The organism is Geomicrobium halophilum, from assembly GCF_014207655.1.
GTDB classification, from domain to species: domain Bacteria; phylum Bacillota; class Bacilli; order Bacillales; family Marinococcaceae; genus Geomicrobium; species Geomicrobium halophilum.
In genome coordinates this window covers 148799-164370 of record NZ_JACHHJ010000001.1, presented here as the reverse complement: position 1 = coordinate 164370, position 15572 = coordinate 148799, and the positions used below count along the sequence as shown (strand labels likewise).

General features: G+C 44.0%; 13 protein-coding genes. All 13 read right to left on the bottom strand.

The genetic code is table 11. The annotated features are described in order from the left end of the window. Nucleotides 1-84: 84 nt before the first annotated feature. Nucleotides 85-1095 (bottom strand): class F sortase, encoded by a 1011-nt coding sequence (locus tag HNR44_RS00800; protein WP_184402235.1) that lies wholly within the window; start codon nt 1093-1095, stop codon nt 85-87. 83 nt (nt 1096-1178) lie between these two features. Beyond that, nucleotides 1179-2573, bottom strand: a complete 1395-nt coding sequence (locus HNR44_RS00795) for a copper amine oxidase (protein WP_184402234.1) — start codon at nt 2571-2573, stop codon at nt 1179-1181. Between the two features lie 173 nt (nt 2574-2746). Next, nucleotides 2747-3601, bottom strand: coding sequence for a putative sporulation protein YtxC (locus HNR44_RS00790; RefSeq protein ID WP_184402233.1), 855 nt, complete (start codon nt 3599-3601; stop codon nt 2747-2749). A gap of 239 nt (nt 3602-3840) precedes the next feature. Then, a complete protein-coding gene (gene mqnC / locus HNR44_RS00785; RefSeq protein ID WP_184402232.1) occupies nt 3841-4956 on the bottom strand; it encodes a cyclic dehypoxanthinyl futalosine synthase in 1116 nt (371 codons plus the stop codon). A 101-nt stretch (nt 4957-5057) separates the two neighbouring features. Next, nucleotides 5058-5996 (bottom strand): primosomal protein DnaI, encoded by a 939-nt coding sequence (dnaI, locus tag HNR44_RS00780; RefSeq protein WP_184402231.1) that lies wholly within the window; start codon nt 5994-5996, stop codon nt 5058-5060. A 7-nt stretch (nt 5997-6003) separates the two neighbouring features. Further along, nucleotides 6004-7428, bottom strand: a complete 1425-nt coding sequence (locus HNR44_RS00775) for a replication initiation and membrane attachment family protein (RefSeq protein WP_184402230.1) — start codon at nt 7426-7428, stop codon at nt 6004-6006. A gap of 249 nt (nt 7429-7677) precedes the next feature. After that, nucleotides 7678-8154 (bottom strand): transcriptional regulator NrdR, encoded by a 477-nt coding sequence (nrdR, locus tag HNR44_RS00770; protein ID WP_184402229.1) that lies wholly within the window; start codon nt 8152-8154, stop codon nt 7678-7680. A gap of 682 nt (nt 8155-8836) precedes the next feature. Continuing rightward, nucleotides 8837-9055 (bottom strand): AbrB/MazE/SpoVT family DNA-binding domain-containing protein, encoded by a 219-nt coding sequence (locus tag HNR44_RS00765; RefSeq protein WP_184402228.1) that lies wholly within the window; start codon nt 9053-9055, stop codon nt 8837-8839. A 306-nt stretch (nt 9056-9361) separates the two neighbouring features. Further along, nucleotides 9362-10390 (bottom strand): glyceraldehyde-3-phosphate dehydrogenase, encoded by a 1029-nt coding sequence (locus HNR44_RS00760; protein WP_184402227.1) that lies wholly within the window; start codon nt 10388-10390, stop codon nt 9362-9364. Between the two features lie 127 nt (nt 10391-10517). After that, nucleotides 10518-11120, bottom strand: coding sequence for a dephospho-CoA kinase (coaE, locus tag HNR44_RS00755; protein WP_184402226.1), 603 nt, complete (start codon nt 11118-11120; stop codon nt 10518-10520). Between the two features lie 15 nt (nt 11121-11135). Continuing rightward, nucleotides 11136-11792, bottom strand: coding sequence for a sporulation membrane protein YtaF (gene ytaF / locus HNR44_RS00750; protein ID WP_184402225.1), 657 nt, complete (start codon nt 11790-11792; stop codon nt 11136-11138). A gap of 70 nt (nt 11793-11862) precedes the next feature. Then, nucleotides 11863-12684, bottom strand: coding sequence for a DNA-formamidopyrimidine glycosylase (mutM, locus tag HNR44_RS00745; protein WP_184402224.1), 822 nt, complete (start codon nt 12682-12684; stop codon nt 11863-11865). 15 nt (nt 12685-12699) lie between these two features. Then, on the bottom strand, nt 12700-15336 hold the full coding sequence (polA, locus tag HNR44_RS00740) for a DNA polymerase I (protein WP_184402223.1): 2637 nt from the start codon (nt 15334-15336) through the stop codon (nt 12700-12702). Between the last annotated feature and the right edge of the window lie 236 nt (nt 15337-15572).

Sequence of the window (15572 nt, the reverse complement as noted above, 5' to 3'; positions counted from 1 at the left end):
CATACTATCAATGACAGAAATCGTTAACATTTCACTATATCAGCAGAAAAAAGGCCCTGCAGCACGTCATAGGGCCTGTAGAATTTATCTTTCAATTTGAATAAGTTCGGAAGGGTCCGACTCTTGACCGTAGACGTCAACGGCAGTGACATAATAGATACTATCGGTAGAATCTCCGTGATTGGCAGGGGATCTTTTTCGTTCATGGGGTGAGACACTCTCCACATGTTCAAATTCGCTTTCTTCAATGGAGTCCCCTTGATAGACCCGATAACCAACAATGTCTTCTTCATCCACGGCATGCCAGGTAATAAATGAACCGTCGACTTCTACATTTGTCGGTGAATCTGGAGGATTTGATGAATCATTTTTCTGTTCGATATCGCTTTGAGCTTCATTTAATTCCGTATAGACAACAAGTCGTTCGTCGTGCGTTCCTTCCTCCTGATTAAAGGTTCCCGTACATGTTATCAAGTTTAAATTTCGTGTTTCGGAAGTTCCGAATATATTTTCCATAGGAGCATTTTCATGAGGATAGCTTTCCTGATTTTGAACCGTAAATATGAAGCTTCTGTCATCCTCATCGGTAATGATGATCTCATCTCCCGATTCTAATTCATCTAGATCAAAGAAGATCGCTGGCCCCGTTGTGCTGTCTACATGTCCTGCCATAACAGCATTCCCTATTTCTCCAGGGTTTGCGCCAGGCTCAAACCATGCTACCCCTTCAGCTTCTGAAGGTACGCCCATTTGCCCGTTATCTAGGATGCCCACAGGTTCAATCTCGGCTTTTACATCAATAGCTGGAATTTCAATCGATGCCGGAATGATTCCATCATCCTCTTGGTCCGGTTCTTGAGCTTGAATAGCGTTGGTGATCTCATCTAACCGATGAAATTCCCCGGATAGGTTACGATCTTCAAAAGAAACGCCGGAGCGATCATCTTGTGAAGGACCATCGACCTCCTGTTCCGTGTTAAATACGCTCCCAAAGGGAAGCATTTGACTCCATGGACCCGTACTTAAACCAATGAGCAGAAGAGCGAACATACTGATCGATAAAATGGTTAAAATTCTTTTTTTCAATCGTATCATGAATGCCCCTCCTCTCTTATCATATAAAAATTTGTACCTACCTTAAAGAAGAATGAAGAAGGGGAGACCTTCTTCATTCCTTCTTACTGTTCTTTCCCGAGTCTATGACGAACGAAGAATCCTGCTGTTACCGCGAGTAACGCTCCAAGGGTGATCCAGATCATAGCTGTTCCAGAGTCACCAGAGGCTGCTCCGCCCATGCCCGTTTGCGGCATTTCATCAGGCATAGTTTCTCCATCTTCATGCATCTCTTCACCAGCAAAGTCTTCAGGGAACTGGGCTACAATGGCCGCCGATAACCCTTCAGCGGGCATATACATATGGTGAATGCCTTCGCGTACCTGATCGTAAGTGGTTTCAAAATCCCCTTCTACATAGGCGTCAAATGCACCAATGAGTTGATCCACGTGTGCTTGCAGTCCATTAGCCAAATCTTCCTGAGGCAAGTTTCCTTCAGTCGCTTCAGAAAGAAATGCTGAGAAGTCGTCCCGGTAGTTTTCAAGATGGTTTAAAGCTTCTTCGCGCCCTTGTTCGTCATCCTCTGCAGTGGCATTGACGTAATCGACGAAGAAACCGATGTGTTCATCCCACATCTCCTGGAAAGCCGCTCCCGCTTCAGGTCCGTAAACTGATTCAACAGCTGCAGTTAGATCAGCTGTATTCTCATCCAAGGCCCAAGCTGCCGTATCAAAGTCCTCCGCACCGTCAATGCCTTTTTGCATCGTCAAGATGGCCAAAGCTGCATGTTCTGAAAAGACATGGTTCAATTCAGAGCGAAGTTCCACGGCAGGTGTATCAACCGTTGTGTGTTCAAAGTCTTCCGGAAATTGTTCTGTAATCGCTCGTGATAGGTTTTCACTTACATCAAACATGTGAATATATGCATCTCTTACGCTTTGGTAGGCCGTTTCGTAATCACCTTCAACATAATGATCAAACGCCTCAATCAGATCATCGACGTGCATTTGCAATCCTTCAGCGAGCTCATCCTCAGGAAGATCTCCTTCTGTAGCTTCAGAAAGAAATGCAGAGAAATCATCGCGATACTGTTCAAGATGATTTAACGCTTCCTGACGACCCTCTTCATCATCCTCGGCCGTTGCTTCTACATAATTAACAAAAAATCCGATGTGATCGCTCCACATTTCATGAAACGTTTGACCGGCTTCTTCGCCATAAACGTCTGTAATGGCTTCAGTCAAATCCTCAGTGTTTGCATCAAGGGCATTAACAGTGGATTCGAAATCTTCCGACTCATCAATGCCTTTTTGCATGACAACAATCGCTAAATACGCGTGCTCAGAAAACAGGTAATCCAATTCTGCTCTTAAATCGCCAGCAGGTGTTGCTACATCTGTGTGCTCTCCTTCATGCTCAGAACCATCTTGCTCCTCATTCTCATGATCGGCCGCCATAGCAAAGGACGGTACCAGTAACAGCAAGCTCATGGCCAACACAAAGACCTGCTTAAATTTCATGATTATACACTCCTTTGGGCACGATGCCTTTTGATTTATTCACCTAGTACTACGTAATTGAAGGTTATTTGGATCATTCCTTTTAAAATTTTTATATAAAAAATTATAGTGGCAGGCACCGAAGAAAAACAAAAAGAGCACTACGTCCCGTGTCCCGTAGTACCCTTTTTCCTTTATTGTAACCAATGCTCAAATGAACGAACATGGATACGCTCTTGAAAGATAGTCCGGAGTGTCTGAATCACTCCGTCATCCTGAGCTGTATAGATATAAAGGCGTTTTGGAGCAATGCTTGCAATCGGGCTTATGATCATCTCCGAAGGTTGTAAACCTTCCTCAAACACCAGCTCCGCCTTAATATATTGCAGTCGTGAGGGAGGGCCCCATTCATCGCCATCTTGGTCCACAAGCAAAAAGTAGTCCCGGCTTTCATACCATAGATGAAGCTCACTTGTGATCGCGGATGCTTTTTCCACATGTGATCGTAGTGAATCTACTACTGTTTGGTATTCCTGTTCCATTTGATATTCTTCAATCACAATTTCAGCAAGTCGTTTCAAATACCGCTCATAATTTCCGGTACAAAATGTCAGAAACGGGTTCCAATAAAAAACCGACCGGTGGCTCAAGTGGTCATAAATTGCATGATACAATACCGTCTTTCTTTCGCTGGATTTTCGTGCTTCTGGAACCTCCGGCCGTTCGCCCGCAAGCAGACTTCGAGCCAGCTCCATAATCTGCTCGCGCTCATTGGGGTCCCGGAAATGGTAACGCTCCTTGATAAGCTTTTCAATTAGAGTAACCTCATATCTTTGAACAATATCATCGGTTAAAACCGCTGCCATATAAGGCCGTACTCCATGTTCCCATTCCAAATCTGAACCTTCATATTCACAATGAATTACGTCTTTTGCTTTGTACATCTTTAGTGAAAAGGACGAAACTGCTGTTAACATCGAAAGCTCTTTTTTCACACGATTATACACACGTGCACAATCTTGTCCGTGCATAAACTCAATCGCTAGCAAGCGCATTCCCTCCTCAAACTCTACCGAAATTGATGCCGCATCTATGTACGTCATTCAGTCTGCTAACATGTGTATGGGCAAGCCACCCATTTCATGTCTCATTTTTCTGATACAGGGAAGTATTGCTTGGAAGCGTTCAATTTCGCTTGCTCACCCCTCAACACCGCTCATGATCTCCTATCGCGCATAAAAAACCCCGCGAGCACCACTCACGGGGTTTTTCATAATCATCATTTCATTTAATTTTGCATAACGAAATCCTTCTTCGCCCGTTCATCTTCCGCAAACACGTGCAGCGTATTATACTTCGTATCCCTAACCGCCGGGGTTTTACCTGCTTCGCGAATGATGTCAAGTGCACGGTTATTATTCACTTTATACGTAGCACCAGCAGAAGATACAACGTTTTCTTCAATCATTGTGCTGCCAAAATCATTGCAACCGAAGTGTAGCGAGCGTTTACCTGTTTCCGGCCCCATCGTTACCCAGGAAGATTGGAAGTTCGGGATATTATCGAGGAACAAACGAGAAATCGCTACGTTTTTCAAATATCCGTTCGACGAGATTTTTTCGCCTTTCATACGTGTATTATCCGGCTGGAATGTCCAAGAAATAAAGGCAAGAAATGGATTGGCCTCATCTTGAGCATCACGTACACGTTGTAAGTGCAAAGCCCGCTCCCGGTAGGATTCCCCAAAACCAATCACCATTGTGGCTGTTCCATGCATCCCCACTTTTTTTGCCTTTTTCATGCAATCAATCCACTCGGTCCAGGTATCTTTCAATCGGCTCACTTTTTTGCGGTTGGATTCAGTTAAAATTTCCGCACCACCGCCAGGCAAAGAATCAAGTCCTGCATCCTTTAATTCCTGAAGCACTTCTTCCAATGATAATCCAGAGACTTCAACCATCTTGTAGATCTCTGTCGGAGAAAATGAATGCATCGTTATATTTGGAAAATGCTGCTTGATCTTTCGTAAAAGATTCGTATAGTAGCTAAAAGGAAGATCGGGGTTCGTTCCTCCCTGCATTAAAATCTCTGTTCCGCCCACGTCTACAGTATCCTGGATTTTGCTTAATATCTCTTCATCAGAAAGGACATATCCTTCTTCATGACCAGGAGGACGGTAAAAAGCACAAAACCTGCAATAAGTATCACATAAATTTGTATGGTTGACATTACGACCGATCACAAAGGTTGTTATCGGCTCTGGATGCCATTTCTTCATGACCTGATCGGCGGCTGCTCCAATTTTCTCCAGCTCGCTCTCATCACTTTCATATAACTCAACAGCATCATCCATCGTGAGTCGTTCACCTGCGACGGCTTTATCTAATATCGCGTCGACACTCATGATGCATCCTCCTTCATACACGATTCCTGAATCGACTTACTCTCTTATCGTATCACATGACCTCAATGATTGACGAATGATTCAAAGATTGGTAGAAAAAATTACGTCTCTCGGCGATTCCGACCAGCTAGATAAAGTTCGCTCGTAAATGGACGAATGCGTTCCATGATACGTTTCGCCTTCATTCTCTCTTCTCCACCCTTGTTTGAATACGCGAGATGTTCTTCCAGCTCTTCGTAATCCCAATTTGACGTATAAACCGTGGGCAGCTTTTCCGTCATTCGATATTGCAAAATGGCACCAAGCACGTCATCTCGAATCCAGTTCGACATCGTTTCTGCCCCTAAATCATCAAGCATGAGTATTGGAGCTGTTTTCACAGCATCGATTTTTTCGTTAACGGTACCCTCCCCGATGGCCTGGCGCATTTCCCGAAAAAATTCAGGTGCGTACACGAGCAAAGATTGAATGTGACGGTCTGCTAGTTTGTTTGCGATCGCGGCCATCATATACGTTTTTCCGACACCAAACATCCCGTGTAAGTAAAGCCCTTGCCCATCCTCTCCGGGGTTGGCTTCACGAGCGAACTCAAAAGCTTGATGCGCAGCAATGGCTCTTCCATCGGTTTCATCCGTCTCAACATTTTCAAAGGAAGCTTTTTTAAATTCTGCTGATACATACATACTTTTCACGAGAGCTTCCTGCTTTTTTTGACGATCTGCGGCGATTTTTAAGGAACAAGGGTGATAGCGCATTTGAATTTGGCCATGTTCGGGGTACAGCTCGGGCTGATATCCCGGCATCGGATTCGGACATTTCTCAAGCCCAGGGCATTGATCACAGTTCTTCCAGGAATTTTTGTATTCATAGAGTGCTGCCATCCCTTGCTGAACAGCTCCGTCGACGAGTTCCTCCTGGTGTCTATGCAACCAGTCGTGAACCCGTTTTTCAGAGAGAACCGAATCCTGAAGCTGCTGCAATCGACCTTCCCAGCCAGCATCCTCCATATATTTTTTTAATGACGACTGTATTGGTTCCATCTATTCGTCATCCCTTTCGCTCCTGCTGCAAGAGTGCCTGAAATTTTTCACGTGCTTCATTTGCGCGCTCGCGCTTCTCTTCATCACTTACTTCTGTAACCTCACCGGTTAACCACTTCGGTAACCGTTCCTTATGCTGAGAACGATGTTTCGTTTGGTTTTTCTGTTTTGCCGCTGTTTGATTTTGGCGCTTATCCTTAGGTTGTTTTGCCTGCTGTCTTTCTTTATGTTCACGTCTTGCTAATTCCATGGCATCTTCTACAGTCTTCAATTTTTTTCGAGACCAATGACTGGCAATTTTATGAACGAGAGCTGCATCGAGCTTTCGATCATTGACACGCATCATATAATCAATCAACACATTTGCCACACCCGGAGGCAATTGATGATCAAAAAGGAGCGATTCCGCTAGCCTTGCATCAGAGAGTGAAACCACAGCCCCGTCAGAGAAACTTTCCAGAAGATTTAAAGGCGGAATCGTTTCATAATATTGAATCGCTGATTCCTCTTTATCAATCGGTCCCTCCGGAACTGTTTCCTTTTCCTTGTTAGGGGGGTTAGGCTGATCCGATCTTAAGCCAAGGGCAGGCGGGGTTTGACCGAAAGACATCCTGTACCATTCTTGAACCTTTTTCCGCAATTGCTTAATATCAACCTCTTCATCACCTACTAATGCTTGCTGAAGCAGTTGACTCATCGATGCCGGGTCCACACGGTATACAAAAGCAAGTCGTCTGATGGCTTCTTTCACTTGCTCGCTAAGAATCTGATCCCGATTAAAAAACGATGGTAAACTATAATACAGCAACTCAAAATCAAAATCGCCTTCCTCAACAGAAACTCCACTTCCCCCGGCTCTTGTCACCATTTGCCCATTCGCCCTTTCTTCCATTTGCTCAGAAGTGGGAATAAGCTCAGAAGGATGCAAGGAAGTGAACACTTCATTGAATGAGGCCGTCACTTCACCCCATTCCCCTGACATTTTGGGTATGAGAAATTGTTTTCGGATCTGGCGGTACTTTTGTTTCCCGATTCGATTATATAAAAAAACGCTCAGTACATCATCTTCAAAAAACTGTTGGGGAGACATAGGCGGGAGAAGCTCATACGTAAATTGGCGATCCTCATTTTCGTTTCTTTTCGCTACATACGTTTTTAATAGACCGATTCCTTCCAGTTTGCGCCGTGCTTCCAAAATGTTGGTCAATTCTTCCCCCGTAGTCATCATAAGTTCATGATGCGTAGATCCTTCACATTGATAGGTATCTCGGGCAAGTCGATAGTAGAACGTCTGATAGAGATTGATCGCCTGGGCCCCAATCAGAGGTTGATAGAGTTGCATCAGAACCTTTTTATCTGTATCTGCACTATAATGTGTCATGCGCACACAAAAACCATCCACAGGCAGGAGTTGTTTCCATGACCATCCCATGCGCGACACCTGCTTTCTTTGATGTGAGTAAAAAGAGAGGTTAAAGCGGTTGTTCAAAACGTCCGGGAAAACTGCAGGAGGCCAGTACTCGAGACGAGCTTCCTTGCACTCAAGAGCATAAGCACGTCTAGAACGCCATCGGCGATAAGCTAACATTTTCGAAAACTTTTCGGCTCTTTTTGTCCTCCTTTTTGAATACACACTTAAAATGGACAAAATCCAGCTTGTCCAACTTCCTCTCCCCTGATTCTATTCTTTTGTACCGTTTCCGTTATTTTGGTTCATTAGTTCTTCTAGTTCACTAATAAAAACATTTATATCTTTAAACTGCCGATAAACAGATGCAAAACGAACGTATGCCACATCATCGATCTTTGCCAAATGCGCCATTACCCGCTCACCTACAACATCGCTTGACACTTCTCGTTCGCCGTCACTTCTCAACTCGCTTTCTACTTGATGAACCACAGCTTCCAAAGTCTCAAGGGCGACCGGGCGCTTTTCGCACGCTCGTATCAATCCCCGAAGCATTTTTTCCCGGCTAAATTCTTCACGATTTCCATCTTTTTTCACGACAATTAACGGGGTGACTTCTACCTCCTCGAATGTCGTAAAACGATGAGCACAATTTTCGCATTCCCGGCGGCGGCGAATGGACTTGGAATCTTCGTGCGGTCTCGAATCGAGTACGCGGGTGCCATTGTATTGACAGGCCGGACAACGCATCGAATCATCTCCACTTCTTTCTTAACATTAACGAACCTTTACAGCTTATTGCTTATATCATACCATTCCACCCACCCTATTTGAAAGTGATGAAAAGACGTTGGAATTTTCGTTGAATCTCTTTATCTTCCATGAAGATATTTTACACTACAACGGTTCGAACACTTCCTGGTGCTTTGCCCCCAACACCTAAAGCCCGCATATTTCCGATGCGGGCCGTCAAAATTTTTTTAGTAATCAGTCATGGCTGATTGAACTAGATTATTTCATTTCTTCATCGGAAATCTTTACCTTAACGGAAATAATTTCTTCACGAAAAGCTGTTCTTGCGCCGAATTCCGCGGTCGAAACGCCGAATTATTGTGCCTGTGCGCCGAATTCCAAGCCGAAACGCCGAATTATTGTACCTGTGCGCCGAATTCCCAGGCCAAAACGCCGAATTATTGTACCTGTGCGCCGAATTCCCAGGCCGAAACGCCGAATTATTGTACCTGTGCGCCGAATTCCCAGGCCGAAACGCCGAATTATTGTACCTGTGCGCCGAATTCCGCTATGATTCCGCCGAAAAAATGGAGCCCCGCGCTGAATGTAGGTGCGCAGCAGGGCTGAGGTAACATAATCCATAGAGAAGGCGTCAGTCCTAGGCCTTAGTTTTCAAAAAGATGGTTTACAAAAGACTGTTTCATGAGAATGTTTTGATTTTCAACTTGTTCTTTTTGCCATTTTTCCCTCCCAAGCCACGCTTAATCACACTGGATGAAAACATAGGTATCATAACAATTTTTCCATCTTCCAATCGACACTGTAATTCGTCCCCTTCTTGAAGATTTAACGTTTCAGCTATATCAGGCGGAATCGTAACTTGAGATTTTCGTTTAAAACGTACGTATTTCAGTTTCAATCATACCAGCCCCTCTCTCGGTTTGTGTCATTATATGACTCTTCATTCCTATTTAGAAAATGAAACAGGCCTTTTTATATGGAGGAAACTTGTATTTATTTTTAAAAGCCTTTACTTTGATGGCCACATACGATTGAAGGGCAAAGGAGTTATTCTTCAGCTTTCAAGCATAAATTAACACTCTTTTGAGAGCGGCGATAACCTGAACTCGAGCAATACCCGGCTTTGTTTGTCCTTTTTGAAACCATCTTAAAAAACCTCTATCGCCAAAGAAATAGAGGTTTTACATGCTTGTTATTGGAAATTCTATCCTTTCACCGTAGATCTTCGTGATACCTTTTCAGCGATCATCTGAACAAGGTCAACGACTCGGCAGGCGTAGCCCCATTCATTGTCATACCAAGCAAGGACTTTTACCTGTTTTTTATTAATCACCATTGTTGATAATGTATCGATAATGGAGGAACGTTCGTCCCCGTTGTAATCGATGGAAACGAAAGGTTCATCAGAACAGCCGAGAATCCCTTTTAAATCCTGGTTTGATGCTGAACGCAGAGCGTCGTTCACCTCCGTTTCAGTGACCTCCTCGTCAAGATCACAGACAAGATCAACGAGAGACACGTTGGGGGTCGGCACCCGCAAAGCAGAACCATTCAACTTCCCTTTTAGATGAGGAAGAACGATACCGATGGCTTTTGCTGCCCCCGTTGATGTTGGAATTATCGATTGGCCACATGCACGGGCCCGCCGTAAATCTTTATGAGGATTATCAATATTTTTTTGATCGTTTGTGTATGAATGAACGGTCGTCATCAAACCGCTTTCAATGCCAAATGCTTTATCCAATGTTTTAACGACAGGTGCAAGACAGTTCGTCGTACATGAAGCATTAGAAATAATATGGTGCTTTTCATCATCATAATCCTCATCATTCACCCCCATAACGATTGTCACATCTTCGTCTTTCCCCGGAGCTGTAATGACCACTTTCTTAGCCCCTGCCTCGATATGGGAACCTGCACCCTCTCTTGTATTGAACTTACCCGTAGCTTCGATGACGATATCGATGCCCAATTCATTCCAAGGTAAAGCTACCGGGTCTCTGGATTGTAATACCTTTACTTCTTTCCCATTTACGATCATGGCTTCTTCTGTCGCCTCGACCGTCGCATTAAAACGTCCATGAATACTATCATGTTTGAGTAAATGTGCGAGCGTTTGTGGAGGATAGGTCGCATTCACAGCAACAATCTCTAGCTGATGATCTAAAAAAGCCTTTCGAAATGCCATTCTGCCGATACGACCAAAGCCATTAATGGCTACTTTTGCGCTCATATTCGATTGCCCCCTAATTATGATATACTAATTAGCGCTGTTGTTGTCATTAGTATATCATATAATTTTCGCTTGTACGATGTTTTTCCATACAAATAAAAAAACAACAACACAATGGTGTTGTTGCTTAAACATTTACATCGATACCCCACTCAGCCAGAATGTGCGCCAGTTGTTCCTTTGAAGTTTTCCGATGACCACTATTATCCACGATCGCATCCGCATGATTCCTTTTCTTTTCCAATGGCATTTGCGAACGGATGCGGCTAAGGGCTTCTTCCTCCGAACTCCTGTCCCGTTCCATTAAGCGTTTGAGTTGAACATCTTCTTCCACATAAGCGAGTAAGACGTAATCGACGATGTTCGTCCTTCCATTTTCTACAAGAAGAGGGATGTCGAAAACGAGCGTCTTATGCCCTTGTGCTATAAGATCTTCTTTTTGCCTCATCATTTCTTCATTAATCGCTGGATGCATCATTTGGTTAAGCTGATCTCGCTTCTCTTGATCAGAAAAGACAATACGACCAAGGGCTTTACGATCCAAAGTTCCGTCTCCATGAAAAATTTCCTCTCCAAAAAAGGATTGCAGCTGCTTATAGACAGGTTTTCCAGGTTCCACGACCTCACGAGCGATAACATCAGCATCTACAATCGGAAACCCCCAGTCGTTTAAATACTGTGCAAGTAAACTTTTTCCACTAGCAATTCCGCCCGTCAGGCCAATAATCATACGATCCCTCTTTTTTTACATCATATTAAATACACCGATACAAAGAAGTAGCAAACCTGGCACAAAGGCCAGTTTTTCAAATGCCTTCTTATCTGCAAGCTTGAAACCGCCGTTTTTGCCAAGAATTAAAAACAGCGAACACATGATAAAGACGAGGATGGCAAAAGATACAATCGAGTAGCCAAGCATTGCCGCTCCAAACCCTGCCCCAAACGCATCCAATGCAAGGGCCAATCCGAGAAGCATCGCTTCCTTTATGGAAATGGTTCCTGAGCCATCCATATCAGCAGTCGTTGGCTTCCGTAACACTTGAATAACGAGTCCCAACTTCTTGATTTCCCAATTAAACATGGTACCTTCGGTTTTTACTTTTTTTCGTACGGCGACCGGGCCGGCCTGTTCCTTCGGACGCATCGCTTGGAAAACTGCCCAAATCCCGATCACGATGAGAATGATACCGCCTAAATAATCACCGAATTGAATAGGTATATATTGAAAAACAGCTTCCGCAAACAATCCTGCCAATAACGCGGATATGAACGAACATAATCCAATGATAATAATCGGTAAAGCCGAGATTTTAAGCTTGCGCATCCCATAAGTCATCCCGACACCGAAGGCATCGATACTTACTGCAAAAGCAATGACGAGCAAAGCAATCCAGCCTTCCATTGTAACAGGCTCCCTCCAGCTATCTATTTAAAATAGCCTATGACAAGAGCCTATCCAATGTACATCATTTCTATGTTTGACAACTTGGGCAATAATGCGTACCTCGCCCAGCAACGACTGTGCGCTCGATTTCACTCTTACACCTCTTGCAAACTTCTCCCTTACGCCCGTAAACAAACAGCTGTTGTTGAAAATATCCCATTTCACCATTTCCATTTAAATACGAGCGAATGGAAGAACCTCCCGCTTCGATAGCAGCAGAAAGCGTTTCCTTTGTTTCCTGGTGAATAAGTGCCGTAGATACCATATCCAGATCAGCAGCCTTTTTCCCTGGATAAACCCCTGCCCGGAATAAAGCCTCATCAACATAAATGTTTCCAAGTCCTGAAACGATAGATTGATCGAGCAAGACCGCTTTCACATTACGAGTCGTCTTTGCAAATTTTTGCTGTAAATAATCCGGCGTAAAGGAATGTTCCAGGGGTTCTGGCCCTAACTTCGCTAATGGCGCGACGTTAAATTCCGTTCCTTTCGGAAACAGATGCATCGTCCCGAATTTGCGTACATCCCGATAACGCAGTTCACTATCATCACTGAAGAAAAAACGAACATGGGTATGTTTGCACGGCGGTTCACTATTCCCTACCTGATACTTCCCTTCCATACGAAGATGGGACACGAGCGCGTAATCATCTAGTTTGAAAATCAGGAACTTCCCTTTGCGATCAATGCTTTGGATCGATTGCCCCCCGAGTAAAAACCGAAAGGCATCCACATCGCCCGGTTCTTTAATCATCTTTGGCCAGCCGACTTCGACATTCACAATTTGTTTATCTTTCACGAGACTGGTTAACGTTTTTCTTACCGTTTCAACTTCTGGTAACTCTGGCATAACTGATGTTTCTCCTTATTTCGCTTCATACCATGTACTTCCCTGTTCGACATCAACAAGAAGAGGTACATTCAGGTTAATCGTTTCTGTCATTTTATCAGCTACAAGCTTCTGCATTTGTTCGACTTCACTTGGCGGAACTTCGAAAATAAGTTCGTCATGGACTTGCAAAAGTAAACGGCTTTGTAAGTCTTTATCTTTTAATGCATCAGCAACATCAACCATCGCTTTTTTAATGATATCGGCAGCTGTCCCTTGAATGGGTGTATTCATCGCTGTTCGCTCCGCAAAGCTTCGTAGATTAAAATTGCGATTGTTGATATCGGGAAGATAACGGCGGCGTTTAAGCAGCGTTGTAACGTACCCTTCATCTCGAGCCTGAAGAATCGCTTCATCCATATACGCCCTCACCTTTGGATAACTCTCGAAATAAGCATCAATAAATGATTGGGCTTCCTTTCGTGTAATCCCAAGGCTTTGCGACAATCCATAATCGCTAATGCCATAAACGATCCCAAAGTTCACTGCTTTTGCGTGACGGCGCATCGTATCGGTAATGTCACCTATATCAACTCCGAACACATCCATCGCCGTTTGTGTGTGAATATCCTTCCCTTCATGAAAAGCCGTTTTTAACTTTTCATCTCCGGACATATGAGCAAGCACGCGCAATTCAATTTGGGAATAATCTGCGGCAAGCATGACCCAATCAGGTTCAGAAGGAACAAAAGCTTTACGGATTTTTCGGCCTTCTTCAAGCCGAATCGGGATGTTTTGCAAATTCGGCTCTGCAGAACTCAAACGCCCCGTTTGCGTAAGAGCCTGGTTAAAACGGGTGTGAATTTTTTTCGTATCCTTATGGATAACTTTGAGTAAGCCTTCGATATACGTTGACTTCAATTTCATGACTTGCCGGTAATGTAAGAGTTTCGGGATGATCTCGTGCTTGTCTGCAAGCTTCTCAAGAACGTCTGCAGCGGTGGAGTATCCCGTTTTCGTTTTTTTAATAACCGGAAGTTCAAGTTTCTCGAACAGAATAGGTCCTAGTTGTTTCGGTGAGTTAATATTAAAGGTTTCCCCGGCAAGTGAATGAATCTCACTTTCAAGAGTACTCAAGCGCTCGTCAAGCTCCTCCCCCATATTAAGCAATTGCTTCTCATCTGTGGCGACTCCCTGGAGTTCCATATTCGCGAGTACGAGTGTCAATGGCAGCTCTAACGTCGTAAATAATTCACTTTGTTCATTCTCCTCCAGCTCAGAAGCAAGTTGATCTTTCAATTTCCATATGGTTGCAGCCTTACGCGCGAGGTGATCGTTAAGTGCAGGTGCATCAGGCTTTGCAAACTTTGCTCCCTTTCCATAAACACTTTCATCAGTCAATACGGTCTGTAGATCCCTGCGCCCGGCAATATCCGCAATATCATGAGCCGATAAAGAAGGATCCAAAAGGTAGGAAGCAATGAGTGTATCAAACGAAACTCCTTTCACCTCAATGTCTTTCCAACCTAAAGCTACGATCATCTTCTTTGCATCAAATACGTACTTTTCTTCTTCTTCGTCGGCTAGCCAGTTTTGAAAAGCTTCGGATCGTAAAGCTGTCTCTACAGGAATGGTAAAAGCTCCGTTTTGATTCACGATGCTAATGCCCCATATATCAGCGTTATGGCAGTTCTCAGCAGGCACTTCAACGGTTAACGCAGCAGGTGAAGTAAGCATGTCTTCAACTACCTCATCTTTGTGATAAAACTCAAAGTCTTCTAATCCTGCTTCTTCTTCCTCTAAGCTATCTTCATCCGTTGCGATTTGATTCATTAAGGAGTTAAAACCGTACTCTTTAAAAAGCTGGCGCACCTTTGTACTGCTATATCCGGTATAAGAAAGGGTGTCCAATTCTATTTCAACAGGCGCTTCTCGGTGAATAACTGCTAATTGTTTGCTTATGAGTGCCTGTTCCCGATACTCCTTGAGCCGCTCCCGCATCTTCGGTCCGGAAACATCATCCGCATGGGCGAGAACCTCATCAATCCCGCCATAGGTGGTTAACAATTTCAGTGCCGTTTTCTCTCCAATCTTCGGAACACCAGGGATATTATCCGACGAATCCCCAGCAAGCCCCTTCATATCGGGAATGTGTGTCGCCGGTATACCGTATCGTTCTTGGATCGCAGCAAGATCATACCAATCAACATTTGTAATCCCCTTGCGGGTAATGGCGACGCTCGTTTGATCACTCACAAGTTGAAGTAAATCTTTATCCCCGGTATAAATACGAACTTGCCAATCCTTTTCTTCAGCGCGCTTAGCAAGCGTTCCGATAATATCGTCAGCTTCATATAATTCGACTTGAACAGCCGAAATGGTAAATGATTCTAATACTTCCCGAATCACCGGAAGTTGTTCAGACAGCTCCGGCGGTGTCTTCTGGCGATCACTTTTGTAGTCTTCGAATTGTTCATGCCGAAACGTGGTTTTCCCAGCGTCAAAAGCAATCAGCATATGGGTAGGCTGCTCATCTTGTAAAATTTTTAACAGCATCGTCGTAAAACCGTAGACAGCATTTGTGTAAACTCCTTTATCATTCGAAAGAAGGGGCAATGCATAGAAAGCGCGATACGCCACACTATTCCCATCTACGAGTACAAGTTTATTCATAAGTAGAGCTCCTTTCACATCGCTCGCTCAATGTCTTACCTTTATTTTATCATAATTACTATGGTTTCGGATGACGATGGTTTGTATCTCGCCGGCAATTATGAGTGTCCAGATGTCTGAGAATGTCCCATTCAAAATTTCTCGGGGGGTCCCCTGAACGATCATTTCACTACAAAAGAGAGTGTATCTCTGCATCCCAAGAAAGAGCGTTTTTTAAAATCATTCCTTCGAATGAA